Origin of the sequence: Holdemania sp. 1001302B_160321_E10 (genome assembly GCF_015552275.1) — a bacterium.
Lineage (GTDB): Bacteria > Bacillota_I > Bacilli_A > Erysipelotrichales > Erysipelotrichaceae > Holdemania.
The window spans coordinates 185171-201189 of the sequence record NZ_JADNEM010000001.1; the positions used below are offsets into that span (position 1 = coordinate 185171).

14 protein-coding genes are annotated in these 16019 nt (G+C 50.9%); 13 read left to right on the top strand and 1 reads right to left on the bottom strand.

The window, feature by feature from the left end; translation table 11 throughout:
- Window positions 1–52 precede the first annotated feature (52 nt).
- The 6 genes from I2D94_RS00895 to I2D94_RS00920 all read left to right on the top strand — a co-directional run bounded on the left by I2D94_RS00895 (window position 53) and on the right by I2D94_RS00920 (window position 6245).
- Window positions 53–1624 (top strand): PTS system mannose/fructose/sorbose family transporter subunit IID, encoded by a 1572-nt coding sequence (locus tag I2D94_RS00895; RefSeq protein ID WP_117894708.1) that lies wholly within the window; start codon window positions 53–55, stop codon window positions 1622–1624.
- Window positions 1625–1807: 183 nt separating this feature from the next.
- Window positions 1808–2896, top strand: a complete 1089-nt coding sequence (locus I2D94_RS00900) for an SIS domain-containing protein (RefSeq protein ID WP_195395275.1) — start codon at window positions 1808–1810, stop codon at window positions 2894–2896.
- A 21-nt stretch (window positions 2897–2917) separates the two neighbouring features.
- Entirely contained in the window at window positions 2918–3397 is a 480-nt protein-coding gene (locus I2D94_RS00905) for a PTS sugar transporter subunit IIB (RefSeq protein WP_195395276.1), read from the top strand.
- Between the two features lie 51 nt (window positions 3398–3448).
- Window positions 3449–5368, top strand: a complete 1920-nt coding sequence (locus I2D94_RS00910; protein ID WP_072685468.1) for a BglG family transcription antiterminator — start codon at window positions 3449–3451, stop codon at window positions 5366–5368.
- A gap of 14 nt (window positions 5369–5382) precedes the next feature.
- A complete protein-coding gene (locus tag I2D94_RS00915; protein ID WP_195395277.1) occupies window positions 5383–5766 on the top strand; it encodes a PTS sugar transporter subunit IIA in 384 nt (127 codons plus the stop codon).
- Entirely contained in the window at window positions 5763–6245 is a 483-nt protein-coding gene (locus I2D94_RS00920) for a PTS sugar transporter subunit IIB (protein WP_195395278.1), read from the top strand. The genes I2D94_RS00915 and I2D94_RS00920 overlap by 4 nt, the downstream gene beginning before the upstream one ends.
- A gap of 206 nt (window positions 6246–6451) precedes the next feature.
- Here I2D94_RS00920 and I2D94_RS00925 read toward each other — a convergent pair whose 3' ends face one another.
- A complete protein-coding gene (locus I2D94_RS00925; RefSeq protein WP_195395279.1) occupies window positions 6452–7336 on the bottom strand; it encodes an AraC family transcriptional regulator in 885 nt (294 codons plus the stop codon).
- A gap of 153 nt (window positions 7337–7489) precedes the next feature.
- On the opposite strand from I2D94_RS00925, the gene I2D94_RS00930 reads away from it, so the two are divergent.
- From I2D94_RS00930 to I2D94_RS00960, 7 genes are all read left to right on the top strand, one after another.
- The gene (locus I2D94_RS00930; RefSeq protein ID WP_195395280.1) at window positions 7490–9451 is read left to right on the top strand and encodes an FAD-dependent oxidoreductase; all 1962 of its coding nucleotides are present in this window, start codon (window positions 7490–7492) and stop codon (window positions 9449–9451) included.
- Window positions 9452–9842: 391 nt separating this feature from the next.
- Window positions 9843–10730: an Hsp33 family molecular chaperone HslO gene (gene hslO, locus I2D94_RS00935; protein ID WP_195395281.1), complete on the top strand. Its 888-nt coding sequence runs from the start codon at window positions 9843–9845 to the stop codon at window positions 10728–10730.
- Window positions 10718–11719 (top strand): tRNA dihydrouridine synthase DusB, encoded by a 1002-nt coding sequence (gene dusB, locus I2D94_RS00940; RefSeq protein WP_195395282.1) that lies wholly within the window; start codon window positions 10718–10720, stop codon window positions 11717–11719. Before hslO ends, dusB begins: the two co-directional genes overlap by 13 nt.
- Window positions 11720–11878: 159 nt before the next feature.
- Entirely contained in the window at window positions 11879–13348 is a 1470-nt protein-coding gene (locus tag I2D94_RS00945; RefSeq protein ID WP_195395283.1) for a S41 family peptidase, read from the top strand.
- Window position 13349: 1 nt separating this feature from the next.
- Window positions 13350–13718 (top strand): GntR family transcriptional regulator, encoded by a 369-nt coding sequence (locus tag I2D94_RS00950; protein WP_072685486.1) that lies wholly within the window; start codon window positions 13350–13352, stop codon window positions 13716–13718.
- A 3-nt stretch (window positions 13719–13721) separates the two neighbouring features.
- Window positions 13722–14606: an ATP-binding cassette domain-containing protein gene (locus I2D94_RS00955; RefSeq protein WP_195395284.1), complete on the top strand. Its 885-nt coding sequence runs from the start codon at window positions 13722–13724 to the stop codon at window positions 14604–14606.
- A complete protein-coding gene (locus I2D94_RS00960; RefSeq protein ID WP_195395285.1) occupies window positions 14603–16006 on the top strand; it encodes a hypothetical protein in 1404 nt (467 codons plus the stop codon). Before I2D94_RS00955 ends, I2D94_RS00960 begins: the two co-directional genes overlap by 4 nt.
- Window positions 16007–16019: the final 13 nt, after the last annotated feature.

Consider the following 16019-nt stretch of genomic DNA (forward strand, 5'->3'; position numbering starts at 1 on the left):
ACCGACAGGCCCACCGCATCACAGACCAAGGTTAAGAAAGGGGTAAACACTTATGTTACTAAACGCACTGCTTCTGTCGTTGATCTATCTCGTGTCGCGAACCGATATGATCAACGGTTACATGATGCTGACCAAACCGATCGTTCTCGGTCCGCTGGTCGGCCTGGTTCTGGGGGATCTGCAAGCCGGAATTCTGATCGGCGCCACGCTGGAGCTGGCCTTCATCGGCGTCATGAACATCGGTATTTCGGTATCCATGGACGTTTCCATCGCGACGATCGTCGGCGGCGGACTGGCGATTCTGTCCGGTCAGGACGCGGCGTTCGCGCTGACCATCGCAATTCCGACCGGCATTCTGTTCAATATGTTAAAAACCTTCATCCGCGTCGTCATGCAGTACTGGATCGTTGAGATGCAGAAAGCCTGCGAAATCGGCGATTACAAGAAGGTGGAACGGTATCACTGGCTGACCTGGTGGCTGTTCAGCCTGATCATGATGATTCTGGTCTTTGCCTCCATCTATTTAGGCACCGGCGCAGTTCAGGCGGTCGTCGATTTCATCCCGGAATGGATCTACAACGGCTTAAAAGTCGGCACGTCGATCCTGCCGGCACTGGGCTTCGCGATGCTGCTGAATATGATCTGGACCCGCGAAATCGGCGCGTTCTACTTCATCGGCTTCGTGCTGTCAGCCTTCCTGGGCATGACCAATACGGGCGTTGCGATTCTGGGCGCAGCCTTCGCGGTGATCGCCTTCTTCTTCATCAAGTCGGAGGACAAGGAAGCGGCGGAAGAGGAAGTCACAGATGAAAAGCGCGAAACCAAGCGTTTGAGCCGCAAGGCGTTAATGGGCGTGTACTGGCGCGCGCATACGCTGGAAGCTTCGTTCAACTATCAGAATTATCAGGGCTCGGGTTATTGCTACGCGATGATTCCGGCGTTAAAAGAACTCTATCCGGATAAGAAGGATCTGGCGATGGCGCTCAGCCGTCACTATGAATTCTTCAACACGACGCCGCAGGTATCGACGCTGATCTTCGGTATCTCCTGCGCGATGGAAGAAGAAATCTCAAGCAATCCGGATCTGGCTCCGGCTTCGGTCAACGCTGTCAAAGCAGCGCTGATGGGACCGCTGGCCGGCATCGGCGATTCGCTGTTCCAGGGCACCTTCCGCGTCATCGCGGCCGGCGTTGCGGCGCAGTTAGGCTTACAGGGCAACGTGCTGGCGCCTTTCGTCTTCATTCTGCTCTACAACGCACCGCATTTCCTGGCCCGCTGGTATCTGATGTGGAAGTCGTATGATTTCGGAAGCAAGTTTATCAACAAGATCTACAAGTCGAACATTATGGACAAGCTGACGCTGTGCTTCGGCATCCTGGGCCTGATGGTGATCGGCGCGATGACGATGTCGATGGTTTCGGTTTCGACGCCGTTAGTCATTCAGTTTGGCCAGATGGAACCGTTAGCGCTGCAGTCGCTGTTTGACGAAATTCTGCCGGGCCTGCTGCCGCTGTGCATTACGTGGGCGACCGCCTGGCTGTTAAAGAAGCAGGTCAACATGCTGCACATCATGATCGGCATGTTCATTCTGGGCATCGTCTGCAACGTCATCGGCATTCTCTAATCGTAGTCTTCAAATTGCTTATGTCTTCCTGTCCCTTGGACTGAAGCGTCCGTCTTAAATCAAGTTTAGCGCGTTTTAAAGCGGCAGGACAGGCAGACCGCATTGCACAAGGAGGGGAACAAGGCTTTTGCGAAGGGCCTTGCTTCCTCTTTTCCATGAAAAACATAAGGAGGAATTGTCGAAATGGAAACGATGATGGGTTATATTGAAGAAAGCGCGGCGCAGTGCCGCCGCAACATCGAACAAGCTTCACAGCTGGTGCAGCCGGCCGTCGATCTGTATACGAAAAAGGAGTACAACCGGATCCTGATCATCGCCTCCGGATCTTCCTACAACGGCTCCTGTCTGGCGAAATACTTTGTCGAAAAGGTTCTCAAGGTCAGAACGGAAGTCGTCACTTCGTTTACCTTTAATCATTATGAAACGATCTTTGACGAAAAGACGTTTGTCTTCGGCGCAGGTCAGAGCGGCCGTTCGACCAACACCAACGACGCCCTGCAGAAAGCCCGCGATCATGGCCTGACGGCGGTCGGTTTGACCGGCAATGTCGAGAGCGTCATGAAGGAGCATTGCGATCTGTGCCTGAACTGGGGCATGGGGATTGAAAAGATCGGTTTTGTCACCAAGGGCGTTGTTACACTCGGTTTATATTACATGTTGTTCGCGATTGAAGCGGGCAAGGCCAAGGGTCTGATCAGCGCGGAGGAAGCCGCCGGATATTATGAACAGCTGAAGCTGGCCTGTGACATGATGGATCAGACGGTAGAGAAAGCGAAAGTCTGGTATGCCGCCAATGAAGCAGAGCTGACCGACCTCAAGCGCGTGCAGATTCTGGGCTATGGCCCGAATCACGCCGTTGCACTGGAAGGGGCGTTGAAGATCGCGGAGACGACCGGCCATGCCGCGACCGCTTATGAGATGGAAGAATTCCTGCATGGACCGTCGATTGAAACCAACGCTGAGCGCACGGTGATCATCGTCGATTCGCTGGGACAGCCGAGCGACCGCGCGGTCAAAATGTACGAAAGCGTCCACGAACTGACCTCCCGCGTCTATCTGATCACCAACCGCAAGATCGACGATCCGAAAGTGCTGACGATCGATCATCACCTCGACGAACATTTCAGCGTCCTGTTCAACGTTATCCCATTCCAGGTGATCTCCGCGATGGGCCGCGACAAATGGGTCAATCCGCTGGACGAAGCCCGCAAACGGATGAACGACATCATGGGCTCCAAAGCGCCGAAAACCGGCAACGAAGTCGGCTTGTAAAAAACAAGGAGGAACAAGCGAATGATAAAATTACTGCGTGTTGACGACCGTCTGATCCACGGCGCGGTCGGATTTTCCTGGACGAAGCAGCTGTCGATCACCATGATCATCCTCGCCAACGACGCGATCGCCAAGGATGATTTCCAGAAAATGACGCTGGATATCGCCAAGCCGCTGGGGACAAAGCTGGTCTGTGAAAGCGTGGAGAAAGCGAAGGCGCTGATCCGCACTCACTTAAAAAGCAGCACCAACGTCATGGTCATCACCAACAACATCCCCGACGCCGCCGACATCCTCACCAGCATCCCGGAAATCGGTTCGCTGAATCTGGGCGGAATCCGCAAGAACGCTGAAACGAAGGAGAACCTGATCGGCGCGATCGCGGTGTCGCAGAAGGATATCGAGCTGTGCAATAAGCTGGTCAGCGACGGCTTTGAGGTCGAGCTGCGCCTGATTCCGGATGGGAAGAAGACGTACTTCAAGGATTATAAGCTGCAGTAGCACATCATGCAGGGGCAACCCTGCATTCTTTTAAGAGAGGAGGGGAAGCGGATGGAATACATCAGCGACCGCCTGGAACAAATTTTGATTTTGCTGGGGGAAGCCTCCCAGCCGCTGACCAGCGCCCAGCTGGCGGAAAAGGTCAAGGTGTCGGCGCGCACGGTCAAAAAAGACATCGGCGAGCTGAACGCGATCCTCAAGGACTACGACGCGGCTATTCTGGCCCGGACCGGGGTCGGTTACCAGCTGTCGGTGGGCGATGAATTTCTCTATAATCAGTTTCTGACGGAGCTGAAGCGGCGTGAGCTGCGAACCGCGCAGACCGTGCCGAAGTACCGTTACGAACGCGTCAATTACATCGTGAAGAAGCTGTTGACGGTGGATTATTATCTGACGATCGAGGATTTAGTCGACGAGCTGTATATCAGCCGCTCCACGCTGACCGCCGATCTGAAGGAAGTGCGGGAAATCTTCAAGGACTACAATCTGGAGCTGATTTCCCGGCCGAATTATGGAATATTGTTAGTCGGGGAGGAAATTGCCAAACGGCTGTGCATCGCCGAATATTTCTTTCACGCCAATGTCTCGACAGGCTATTTTGCGGCTGACAACGCGATGTTTGTTTCCAGCACCAATCAGAATGAAATCCGGTTTGTGCGCGACCTGTTGGAAGAAATTATGGAAAAATACGGCATTCACATGTCCGATCAGTCGCTGCAGAATTTCGTGATCCACATCATCGTCTCCATCCGGCGCTGGAAATTCTACAATTACGTAAAAATTGAGAACGGAAATCTGGATGAGTTTCGAACGAGCGTCGCGCGGGAATGGCCGGCGGCGCAGGATTTGGTGCAGCGGCTGCAGGACAAGCTTGAAATCTTATTGCCGCAGGAGGAGATTCTCTACTTCGCGCTGCATTTCAAGTCCAAGCACATCACGGAACTGGACGAAATTACCAGCGAGGAAATCGAACAGGTAGAGAAAACACTGTACGATATTTACCGGATGCTGCAAAAGCGCTTCGGCGTGATCGCGATCAATAAGGATCGCTACGAGGAATATCTGCGGATGCACATCCCGGCGATGGTTGCGCGGCTGCGCAGCGGTCTGGTCATGCGCAATCCGATGATCTATGAATTCCTGAATAAATATTTGTTTTCCACTCACATCACGATGATGATCAGCGATATTCTGGAACAGAATTTCAACGTCCGGATGAATAAAAATGAATTTGCCTATCTCGTGCTGTATACCAATCTGTTGTTCTCCACGGAGAGCCGGCCGCACGGCGCCAAGATTTTAGTCGTGTGCGGACGGGGCCGGCCGGAAACGATCACGCTGATCAATGAGATCAACGAAAATCACGCGGCGCTGGCGAACATGATTGAGATCTGCGACGTCGGCGAGTTGGAAAATCATGATCTGCATCAGGCGGAACTGATCCTCAGCACGGTGCCGCTGCAGGCATCCTATCCGGTGCCGTCGATTTATATGGACGGCCGGCTGTCGTATGGCGAACAGATCCAGCAGTCGATCAAGCACAACCGCCTGTCCTTCCGCAAGCTGGCGCGCTATTTTTCCCCGCGCTATTTCAACGGCAGTCTCAAGGGGAGCGTGCGCGACGAGGTGTTCCGCGAGGTGGCTAAAGCGTTTGACAACTGGAAAGAGATTCTGGCGATGTTTTGGGAAGCGGAGCATATCCTGTCACATGAAACGACCAAAGGCGTCGTCTTCCTGCACACGTTAAAACCTTTGCCGGAAAGCTTCATCTATATCGGTTTTCTGAAAAAGCCGATTATCTGGAACAAGCTGTGGGCACAAGCGGTCATCTTCGTCAACATCAACGGCGATCTGGATTCGCTGCGGCTGGGCTATGATTTCATCAGCGAGATGATCAACGATCCCCGCGAACCGTTTTCAGGGAAAATCACGGAGTATGAAGATTTGATTGAAGTGTTAAGTAAAAATTAGAAAGGAGCGGGCACATGCGATATTTGATTGCCGGACATGGCGACTATGCCCAGGGCGTGGCCAACACGCTGAAATTTTTCAAGGATGATCTGAACAACGTGGATCTGCTTCCGTACAATAACGATTTTGAACAACAGCTGCAGGCGTATCTGGACCGGCGGGATCCGGCGGAGCCGTTGTGCGTCGTGACGGATCTGGTCGGGGGGAGCGTCAATCTGGAAGCGATGCGGCAGCTGCGGACGCGGGATTTCTATCTGATCAGCGGAGCGAATATTTCGTTGTTATTGGAAATGTTGTTTTCCGAGGTGAGCGACGGGACGCAGATCGAGGAGATTGTAAACGCGGCGAAGGATCAGATGGTTTATGTCAACGCCATGATGGGAGCGCGGTCTGAATGATCCGGCAGGTCAGCGTGGACGATCGCCTGCTTCATGGACAGGTGGCGTTTTACTGGACCAGCTATTACAATCTGGATATGATTCTTGTCCTGAACGACGAGGCGGCAAACGACGAATTCACCAAGATGATTCTGGGGCTGGCGAAGCCGCGCGAGGTGCGCTTACAGATCGCGGAGGTGGAAGCGGGCTTTGAGATCGTACGCAGGCAGCTGGAATCGCGGGAGAACGTGCTGATCATCGTCGGCAGTCTGTTCGACGCCAATCAGGTGTTGGAACATTTTCGCGAGCTGAAAACGCTGAATCTGGGCGGCCTGCGGATGCGCCCCAACGGGAAGATCCTGAACGAGCGGACGGCGCTGACCAGCGAGGACATCGCGATCTGCCGGCGGTTATTAGAACGGAAGATTACGATCACGGTGCGGCATTCGCCCGAGGCAGCGGAAAGCTTGTTGACGGAGAGTGTGCTGAAGCAGCTTTAGAAGTCAGGATCAGACAAAGCTATCCTGAGCTTTTAACCGAGGCGTTTTTTGCCAAAGGATTTCGCATCCCCGACCGCGGAACAAACGGCGAGGACAGGCAAATGATCGAGAACGCGATCAGCCAGCGGAGGCAGCGCAAGCTTGCTTCATTTCAGTCGGGAGAGAATGCGGCCTCTAAAGATATAAAAAAATCAGGGTTTCGCGGCTTAAGCGCCGGAGCCCTGATTTTTAAAATGCTTTCTGAACTGCGTCGGGGTTACCCCCAGCGCGGTTTTAAAGGTGCTGCAGAACAAATAGATGGAGGAGAAGCCGGTCGCGTCCGCAATCGCGGTGATCGAATCATCTGTTGTTTTCAGCAATTCCTGGCTTTTCTGCAGCTTAAACTGCAGGATGAACTGGCTGGGCGACTGCTGGACGAGCTTTTTAAAGCAGCGGTATAAATAACTCTGCGAGACATGCGCGATTTCGCACAGCTTGTCGACCGTGATATTTTCGCTCAAATGCTCCTGCAGATAGCGGACGCATTGGTTGAATACCGTTTCCTCGCTGGAGCGGATATGCGGGGAAGCTGCCCGCTGATGATCACCTTCCTGCCGCAGAATCCGCAGCCGCAGCATCAGGCTTTGCAGAAGCAGGACTGCTTCCAGATAATAACCCGGCTCCTGCTCGTTGACCTTTTTAATCGTGTGCTGCAGCTGATGCACCAGCACTTCGTTGATCGTATCGTGCAGCACCAGAATCTGCGTCAGCTCCAGCGACTCGATAAACCGTGCGATTTTATGCACCGGCTGAACGGTAAAATGGAGAAAGAAAAACTCGATTGTATCTTCGCCGACGGAACTGACCGTATAAAAGGCGTTGATCGGCACGATCAGCAGATCGCCCGGCCCGACCTGGTATTCCTGATCCTCAACGATAATCCGGCAATGTCCATGCAGGAAGAACAGGATCTTGAAATGGTTCATGAAAATGCTGTGATTGATCAAAGGCGGCTTCTTGGAAAACCTTCCTATTTTAAGAATTTCATAATCAAATTCTTCTTCGATTTTGGAGAAATTATCTTTCTTTATGGGCGTATAAATTGAATTCATTCCACAATCACCTCAGTTTCTGTTGAATTAAGTATAACATAGATTTCCATAATGCAAAAATGAAGGTTCTGAAATTCTTAAAATCAGGAGTGAATTTGATATTGTGAAAACATTATTAAATGATAAACTTACAATCAGAAGGGAAGGAAAGAAATGAAGAAAACAGTAGCCTTATGTTCAGCCTTCTTGTTGATGGTTTCCGCGATGAGCGGATGCTCAACATCCAACAACAAGCCTGCGGAACAACAACCGTCAGCGCCGGCTACGGCGTATGATGAAGAGAAAACAGCCGACGTCATCGTCGTAGGCGCAGGCGGAGCGGGGTTATCCGCTGCGATCGCGGCCACCGACAACGGCGCGCAGAACGTCATCATTATTGAAAAGACAAACCGTACCGGCGGGAATCTGAATCTGACGTCCGGCTCGATGTCTGCGGCGGAAACCTCGCTGCAGAAAGAAGCCGGCATCGAAGACACGAAGGCTTCCTTTGTGGAAGACATCATGAAAAACGGCGCTCAGCTGGGCAACCGCGAACTGATCGAAACCTTTGTTAACGAAGATACCGACATGTTCGAATGGATGCTGGAGCACGGGTTAGCCGACAACGAATTCTCGTTAGACAAAGCGACCGGCGGCAAAGCGGTCTTCGCGCCGGAACATCAGTTATATTCCGTTCAGCGGACCTACAAACCGAAGGCCGACGACAAGGAACATTATTCCAGCGCCGCGCATGAGGTGCTCGATCAGTACATCAAGACGCTGGACAACGTTACGATTGATTTCAACACCGACGGCGTGAAGTTGCTGGCGAACGACAAGGGTCAGGTCTTAAGCGTTGAAGCGGTTACCGAAGACGGCAAGACGATTAAATATACTGCCAACAAAGGCGTCGTTATGGCGACCGGCGGTTATTCCGGAAACTTCAAGCTGATGGGCAAATACGCGGAACACGGCGCGGATTACCTCAGCTCTACAACCTCGATGGGCGAAGGGCTGCGGATGATGCAGGAAGTCGGCGCCAACGTCGATGAGACAGCGATGAGCTACATCCCGACGTTCCCGATGGGCGTGCAGACAGGTCCGCAGAGCGGAACGATCGGTTCCACTTACACCTGGAAGGCCGGCGGCATCTGCGTCAATCAGGAAGGCAAGCGGTTTGTCAACGAACAGGAAGCGCGCGTCGATGTGCGTGAAGTCGCGCTGGAAGAACAGCCGGGCGCGGTTCAGTATGATATCTTCACCGACAAGATCGTTGCGGATCTTTCTGCAGCCGGCGGCGATATGATGTATCAGCTGTATTTCAATCCGGAAACCGGACGGGCGAAGAACCTGGTGAAGTCGGCGGCGACGCTGGAAGACCTGGCCGCGCTGATCAACGTTCCGGCGGATGCGCTGAAGGCTACGGTTGAAACTTACAACAAAGCCGTCGACGGCGAAGCTGAAGATGAATTCGGACGCAGCTTTGACGCGACGCCATCCGCTTACAGCCTGGCGGTCAACAAGATCGAAGGCGACAAGTATTATGCGATTCCGTTAAAAGCGTTGGTTGTGATGACGCTGGGCGGCGTTTCGATCGACACGCAGACGCATGTTCTGGATGAAAGCGGCAACGTCATTCCGGGTCTGTACGCGGCAGGCGAATGCACCGGCGGCATCTGGGGCAAGTTCGTTTCCGGCGGCACCGGCGTCATGGGCCCGATCACCTTCGGACGGATTGCAGGCCGTACTGCAATGACGGACACCTTGGCGGAAGGCTATACCGTGAAAGCGGCATCCAACCTGTTCGACGCTTCCTTGTTTGAGAAGGAAACGGCGTCCGCGGATCGCTTCGATATGAGCAAGACGCTGAAAGACGGCGAATACACGGCGACGGTCGAAGGCCAGGAAGGTCAGATGACAGTCAAGACGACAATCGCAGACGGCAAGATCAGCGCGGTTGAAATCGTTGAACAGCATGAAACAGCGGGTGTCGCCGATAAGGCGATCAGCGATCTGCCAGCGGCGATCGTTGCGGAAAACTCCGTCAATGTCGACACGATCTCGGGCTGCACGCTGTCCAGCGGCAGAATTCTTGATGCGGTCACCGACTGCCTGAACCAGGCTTCCGCACAGTAATTCAAGTTTACCTCAAGAAAAAAGACAGAATGATCAAAAGCGATTGTTCTGTCTTTTCTTATAGTATGAATGGGAAAGAGTTTGCAGCGGATCAATAAGTTTGTTATCCAATGTTTTGTTATTCAATGCAGAGCATCGTGCTGACGTGGAAAATTGGCAAATTATTCAATTTTTGCCAGATTTTCACGTCATTTTAGCTATTCAGTGAAGTCATTATTAAAGAGAGTGAAGCTGAAAAGTCTGTGAACCTTTAAACACAGAGGAAAAATAAAGGTTTCCAGTAAAGATTTGCTTTATTCTTATTTATAAACAAATCAGGGTGTTTGACAAGCGCCGGGTTTAATAATAAACTTAGGGTGCAAAAAAACAGGATAGAAAAGAGGTTTTTTCAATGAAGGATACATTAATTCACGCAATCAGTGCGAACGGGCATATTCGGGTGCTGACCTGCACCTCCACGCAGCTGGCGGAACAGGCGCGGAAGCAGCATGATCTGTGGCCGACCAGTGCGGCGGCGTTAGGCCGCGTGCTGACGATCACCGCGATCTTGGGCAGCATGTTAAAGACGGAAAAAGAAAAGGTGACCGTCCAGATCAACGGCGGCGGTCCCATCGGAACGATCATGGCCGACGGCTGGGCGAACGGCAATGTGCGCGGATTTGTCGGCGATCCAGAAATTTATCTGAAATATAACGATACCGGCAAGCTGGCGGTCGGAACGGCGGTCGGCAAGGATGGCTATTTAAAGGTCATTAAGCGGATGAACATGAAGAACGACTTCACCGGTCAGGTTGCGCTGGTCAGCGGCGAGATCGGCGAGGACTTCGCGTATTACTTTACAATTTCTGAACAGACACCTTCCGCGGTATCGCTGGGCGTACTGGTTGATACGGATAACTCGGTGATAGCGTCAGGCGGAATTCTGATCCAGATGATGCCGGAGGCCACGGAAGACGATATCAAGCTGGCGGAAGCCGCAGTCGCGAAGCTGCGTCCGGTTTCGGAGCTGGTGAAGGAAGGCCATGACGCCAGGGCGCTAGCGGCGATGTTGTTTGACGATCTGGAAATTCTGGAAGAAAAGCCGATCCAGTGGCATTGCGACTGCAGCAAGCAGCGCTTCAAAGCAGCGCTGACAACGCTGGATCGCGCGGAATTGGAAAAGATGCTGGAAGAAGACCACGGCTGCGAAGTAAAGTGCGAATACTGCAACAATAAAGTTCAGTTTACCGAAGATGATCTCCGCAGCATCCTGGAGTTCAAAGCGGCATGTGGAAAATAAGAAATCTTGAAATTGCCAATCCGGTCGTCATTGCGCCGATGGCCGGGATTTCCAACGCGGCGTTCCGGACGATCGCGCATGAATTCGGCGCGGGTCTGATCTATACGGAAATGATCAGCGACAAAGCGATCTGTTATTCCAATAAAAAGACGATGGAGATGACACAGCTGGCTCCGAATGAGCATCCGATCGCGATGCAGCTGTTCGGTCATGAAGAAGCGTCGATGATTCAGGCGGCGCAGGTGCTGGATAAAACGGACTGCGACGTGATCGACATCAATATGGGCTGTCCAGTACCGAAGGTTGTCAATTCCGGTTCCGGCAGCGCGATGATGAAGGATCCGGAAGCGACCTGTCAGCTGGTGCGTAAAATTGTGGCAGCGGTGGAAAAGCCGGTGACGGCCAAGATCCGTCTGGGCTGGGACAGTTCTTCGATCAATGTGCTGGAAATGGCGCGGGGATTGGAAGCAGCCGGCGTCAGCGCGCTGGCGGTTCATGGCCGGACGCGCAGTCAGCTGTATGAGGGCAAGGCCGATTGGAGCTGGATCAAGAAGGTGAAAGAAGCTGTTTCGATTCCAGTGATAGGCAACGGTGATCTGCGCAGTGTGGAAGACGCTGTGGCAAAAATTCAGGAGACTGGAGTCGATGCGGTGATGATCGGCCGGGGCGTATTGGGCAATCCGTGGCTGATCCGCGATCTGGTCTGCGCGTTCTCCGGGGAAGGGTCAGCCGAACCCGTCAGCGATCATGAAAAATTTGAGATTGCGCTGGAACACGCCCGCCGGTTGTGCACATTAAAAGGCGAACGGATTGGTATGAAGGAGATGCGCGGGCACGCCTGCTGGTACATCCAGGGCATTCCCTACTCCAACCGGATGAAAGATCGTATCAATCAGATGACAACCTATGCTGAATTTGAGTCGATGCTAAAGCTTTATGAAGAAGCGCTGGTCAGCGGTAATTTCGACAGGCTGTATCCGGCAGAGTAAATGAATCAAGAACGAAAGCCATTCCTGAAATCCGGGAGTGGTTTTTTTCCTTTCGAAATTGACAAACGGAAAAGATTGTTATACTGTATTATTATGAATAGTACAGATTGCGGATACGCAATCCAGCAGATCCTTTTGCGATCTTGGGGGATAATCAGAATGGGAAAGAAATTGTTTGCGATGTTGACGATGGCCTTCATGCTTTGCGGGTGCGCAACGGAAATGAATGCGCTGCAGGAAGAAAAAGTGGGAGAACAATGCACGAAACCGGTAGAGCTGAGAGTCGCTGCATTATCTGAAGTCTGGTCAACCGCGCAGTATTATTATGGATATTGGAATCAGATGCCGGAGGATTTTGACTGGGATGAGAAATATCAGGAATTTTTACCGCGGGTGATGAATGCGGAAACGGATGATGAATATGTTGACGCCATGCGGGAATTTGTTGCTTTGCTTCATGATGGACATACCAACTTTATTCCCGCGTCAGAATATCAGCTGAACAAAGCCTACCTGCCTTTTGACCTGGAAGATCTTGATGGCAGGCTGTTTCTCAAAGCTGCCAGCCGGAATTATGAAGTTCCTTTAGGCAGTGAACTCCTTGAAGTGGAAGATCAGCCCGCACTCGATTACATCTTGAAGAATTTTGAAAAGTATGTACCGGTGCTGACGGAACCCGCCCATGAAATCGAAACGGTAGAGCAGTTTTTAAAAGATGAAAAAGGAAAAGAGATTACATTAAAATGGTTAACCCCGCAGGGTGAATTTGTAGATTCAAAAGCCAGTTATGAAACCTCAGGTTCCATTTATGTAAATCAGTTAAAAACACCGTCACTTTCAGATAAGAAACTTCTGCTTAAATCCAGTCCTTATTTTATGTGTGAACTTAACGAAGATCTTGTGTATTTGGAAATAACATCTTTTATGGGAGACAGTGAAGATCTCTATTATGAACAAGTCATGCCCCTGCTTGAACCATATTCAGGGGTAATTATTGATATTCGTCACAATGGCGGTGGGAATTCATATAATGGGGATATCGTGTTAAATTCTTTTACAGATCAGCCTTTACCAAGAACCTTCCGCTTTGAATCTGAATTTCATTCTTCCTGGATTCCGTATGGAGACAATGATGATTCTCTCTTCTATAGTGGAGGAGAACTTGACGAATCTGCTCAGCGCATGGTAAAACATGAGTATTATGGGATAGATGAAGAAATTGATGATTATCTGAGCCATATCGAAGAGCTTGAGGATCATCGGGAATTTCCTAAGAAACCTTTTACAATGGATAAACCTGTCGTTATTCTTACTTCGCCATATGCTGGATCGGCGGCGGATACTTTTTCTGTTACAGCGAAAGCTATGGATAATTTTACACTGATGGGTCTGAGAACCCATGGAGCGACAGGAAATATTTATGATGTCTCTCTTTCAGATGGAAGCAAGTATACTTTATCAATTATGAATTGTTACGGTCCAAATAAAAAAAGTATTTGGAATCGCGGTGCAGATCCGGACATTGAAATGTGGACAACGCCGGAAGATTTACTGAGCGGTGAGGATACCGTTTTAAATGCCGCGATTGAAACACTGCAGCGTCAAATCAAGGAACGAACAGGAGAATGACATGTTTACAATAGATCAGCACAGCCGTCAGCCGATATATGAACAGCTGAAGGAACAAATTATCCGGTATGTCAGTCTTGGGGTTCTGCAGCCGCAGGACCGGATGCCCTCAGTGCGGATTTTGGCGCGGGAGTTGGGGATCAATCCCAATACGGTGGTGAAAACCTATCAGGAGCTGGAAGACGAAGGCATTCTGGTCACAGAACCTAAAAAAGGTTTTTTTGTCAGCGATCAGAATGTGCATTCCATTTTAAGTTTGAGACAAAAAGAAGAATTCCGCAAAGCGGTAATCCGTTGCCGGGAAACCGGAATCTCTGAGGATGACGCGCAGAAAATTGTCCGGGAAGTCTATGAAGGAAAGCAGGGGTAAACCATGTTAAGGGTGGAAAATTGCCGGAAGGTGTATGACGAACAAACGGTATTGGAACATTGCAGCTTGGAGTTGGCGTCCGGTTCGATCCTGGGGCTGATCGGAATCAACGGAGCGGGGAAATCCACGCTGCTGCACTGTATCAGCGGCGCGATTCCCGTCGATGAAGGAACAATTACATGGAAAGAACAGCCGGTGCTCGATCATCCGGAGGTTAAACAGAAGATTTTTCTGGTTCAGGATGAACCCGTTTTTGCACAGACGGAAAATGCCCGGGAACTGATCGAATATCTTTCCTTATTTTATCCGGCCATGGAATCGGAGTTATTCTACGATCTGTTAAGCCAGTTAAAGCTCAATCCGAAACAACCTTTCTCCGCTTTCAGCAAGGGGATGAAACGGCAGGTTTTGATGGCCGCAGGGCTGGCGGCGCACCCGGAGCTGCTTTTGATCGACGAGGTGTTTGATGGGTTGGATCCATTTGCCCGACGGCTGCTTCAAGGTCAGCTGGCGGCGCAGACCGTTGAGGAAGGCATGAGTTCGATATTAACCTCGCACCGGCTGAGCGATCTGGAGAATTTTTGCGATGAATACGCGTTGTTGGACAAGAAGCGGATTCTGCATCAGAACTCCATGTTTCAAACGCAAAAGGAGCTGGTTAAAGTCCATCTCGCGTTTGATCATCCGATCAATCCCGCGATGTTTCAGGATCTTGAGGTGCTGAAGCTGGAAATTCATTCCCGGATGGCGCAGGCGATTCTGCGCGGCGATCATGACGAGGTGGAAGCGAAGCTGCGGAAGCAGAATCCGGTCATTCTTGAAATCTTTGATTGTACGCTGGAAGAAATATTCCTGGCGCAGCTGGAAAAGCGGGAGGAACTGCAATGATTCACAAGAAATTATTAACGTTCATGTTAAAGAAAGATTTTAAATTGTTTCTCTGCCTGCTGCTTCTGGATTTGTTGATCATGCCGTTTGTCTATGTCAATTTTCCAACGATGATGGACGATGCCAGTCTTCTGTTTAACTTTTATTTTATCTATCTGCTGCTGCTCATCATCATCCTGATCCGGCGTCAGCTCGGCTTTACGATGAAGTGGGAGGAAAAAATTCATGACTATCAACTGCCGCTGACGAAAAGAAGTTTGATTTTGACACGGTTAACAGCTGGAATCCTTGTCTTCCTGATTCCTTATCTGATCGCCTGGCTGATCCTGGGGATTCTCATGCTTGATCGCCATGCCACTGTGATCTCAATCTGGAATGGAACGGTGCAGCTGATGCTGGCGATGATGATCTATCTTTGTTTTTGCGCCTGGGTATTTCTGCGCAGCCGCAAATCGTTTCAGGCGATGCTGACGATCGCGGTCTGGACGCTGGCTCCGGTCTTTGTCGTGTCAGCGTCTGTGGATATTATGCGGGAAACGGTTACTTATCGCTATCAGCTCAGGGAATTCTTTACGCTGCTGCATGATTTCGGTTGTCTGCCGGGTTTGTTTACCCTTGCAGCAAAAGGATTGATTTGCGACTCTACATTTCCTTCGTTAGGAAGCTGTCTGCTTGTCGACGGCATTTATCTGGCCGTCGCGTTGCCCGCTGTCTATCAGGTGACCAAGAATTCAGCGGGGAATGAACATAAAACGTTAATGCAAAGCGCTGTATTTAAGCTGATGCCGGCCGCTTCCGCCGCCGGCGTGCTGATTTTGGGATCGTTGACGGCGGTCAGGCCCCAACAATGTCTGCTTTCCGTGATTCTGGCAGCTGTGCTTTATTTGTTGATCCATTTTCTTTCTTACTCGAAGATTCAGCTGAACAAAGTGATGCTGCTGGTACTGACCGTCGAGTTTCTGGTGGTTCAGGGAATTTTCTTGTCGTGGCGGGTCAGCGGCGGCTGGGGCATGACCCGGCAGACGACCGTTGAAGACGTCTACTTTATCAATTACTATGATGGTCTTGGCAAAGTCGGCAGCTATTATAAATACTTTAACGTCGAGAATACCGCGAGTTTAAGTAAGGAGGATAAAGAAATCCTGATTCAGGCTCAGGTGGAAACGGATAAGCGGTATCGCCGCCAAGGGTTGAAGGACGCGGCAGGCGCCATCCAAATGATTTACCGCACTCATGATGATAAATACAGTTATTATCTTCCTTATTATGCGGATATTATGGAACCGGCGATAGAACTGCTGGAAGAACAGGATGTTCCAATCTTCACTTATCTTCATGTTGATTATCCGGGCTGGGAGAATGCCTTCTATTTACAAGGGCTGAACATCAAGCTGTTTTAATTCAGTTTGAGGT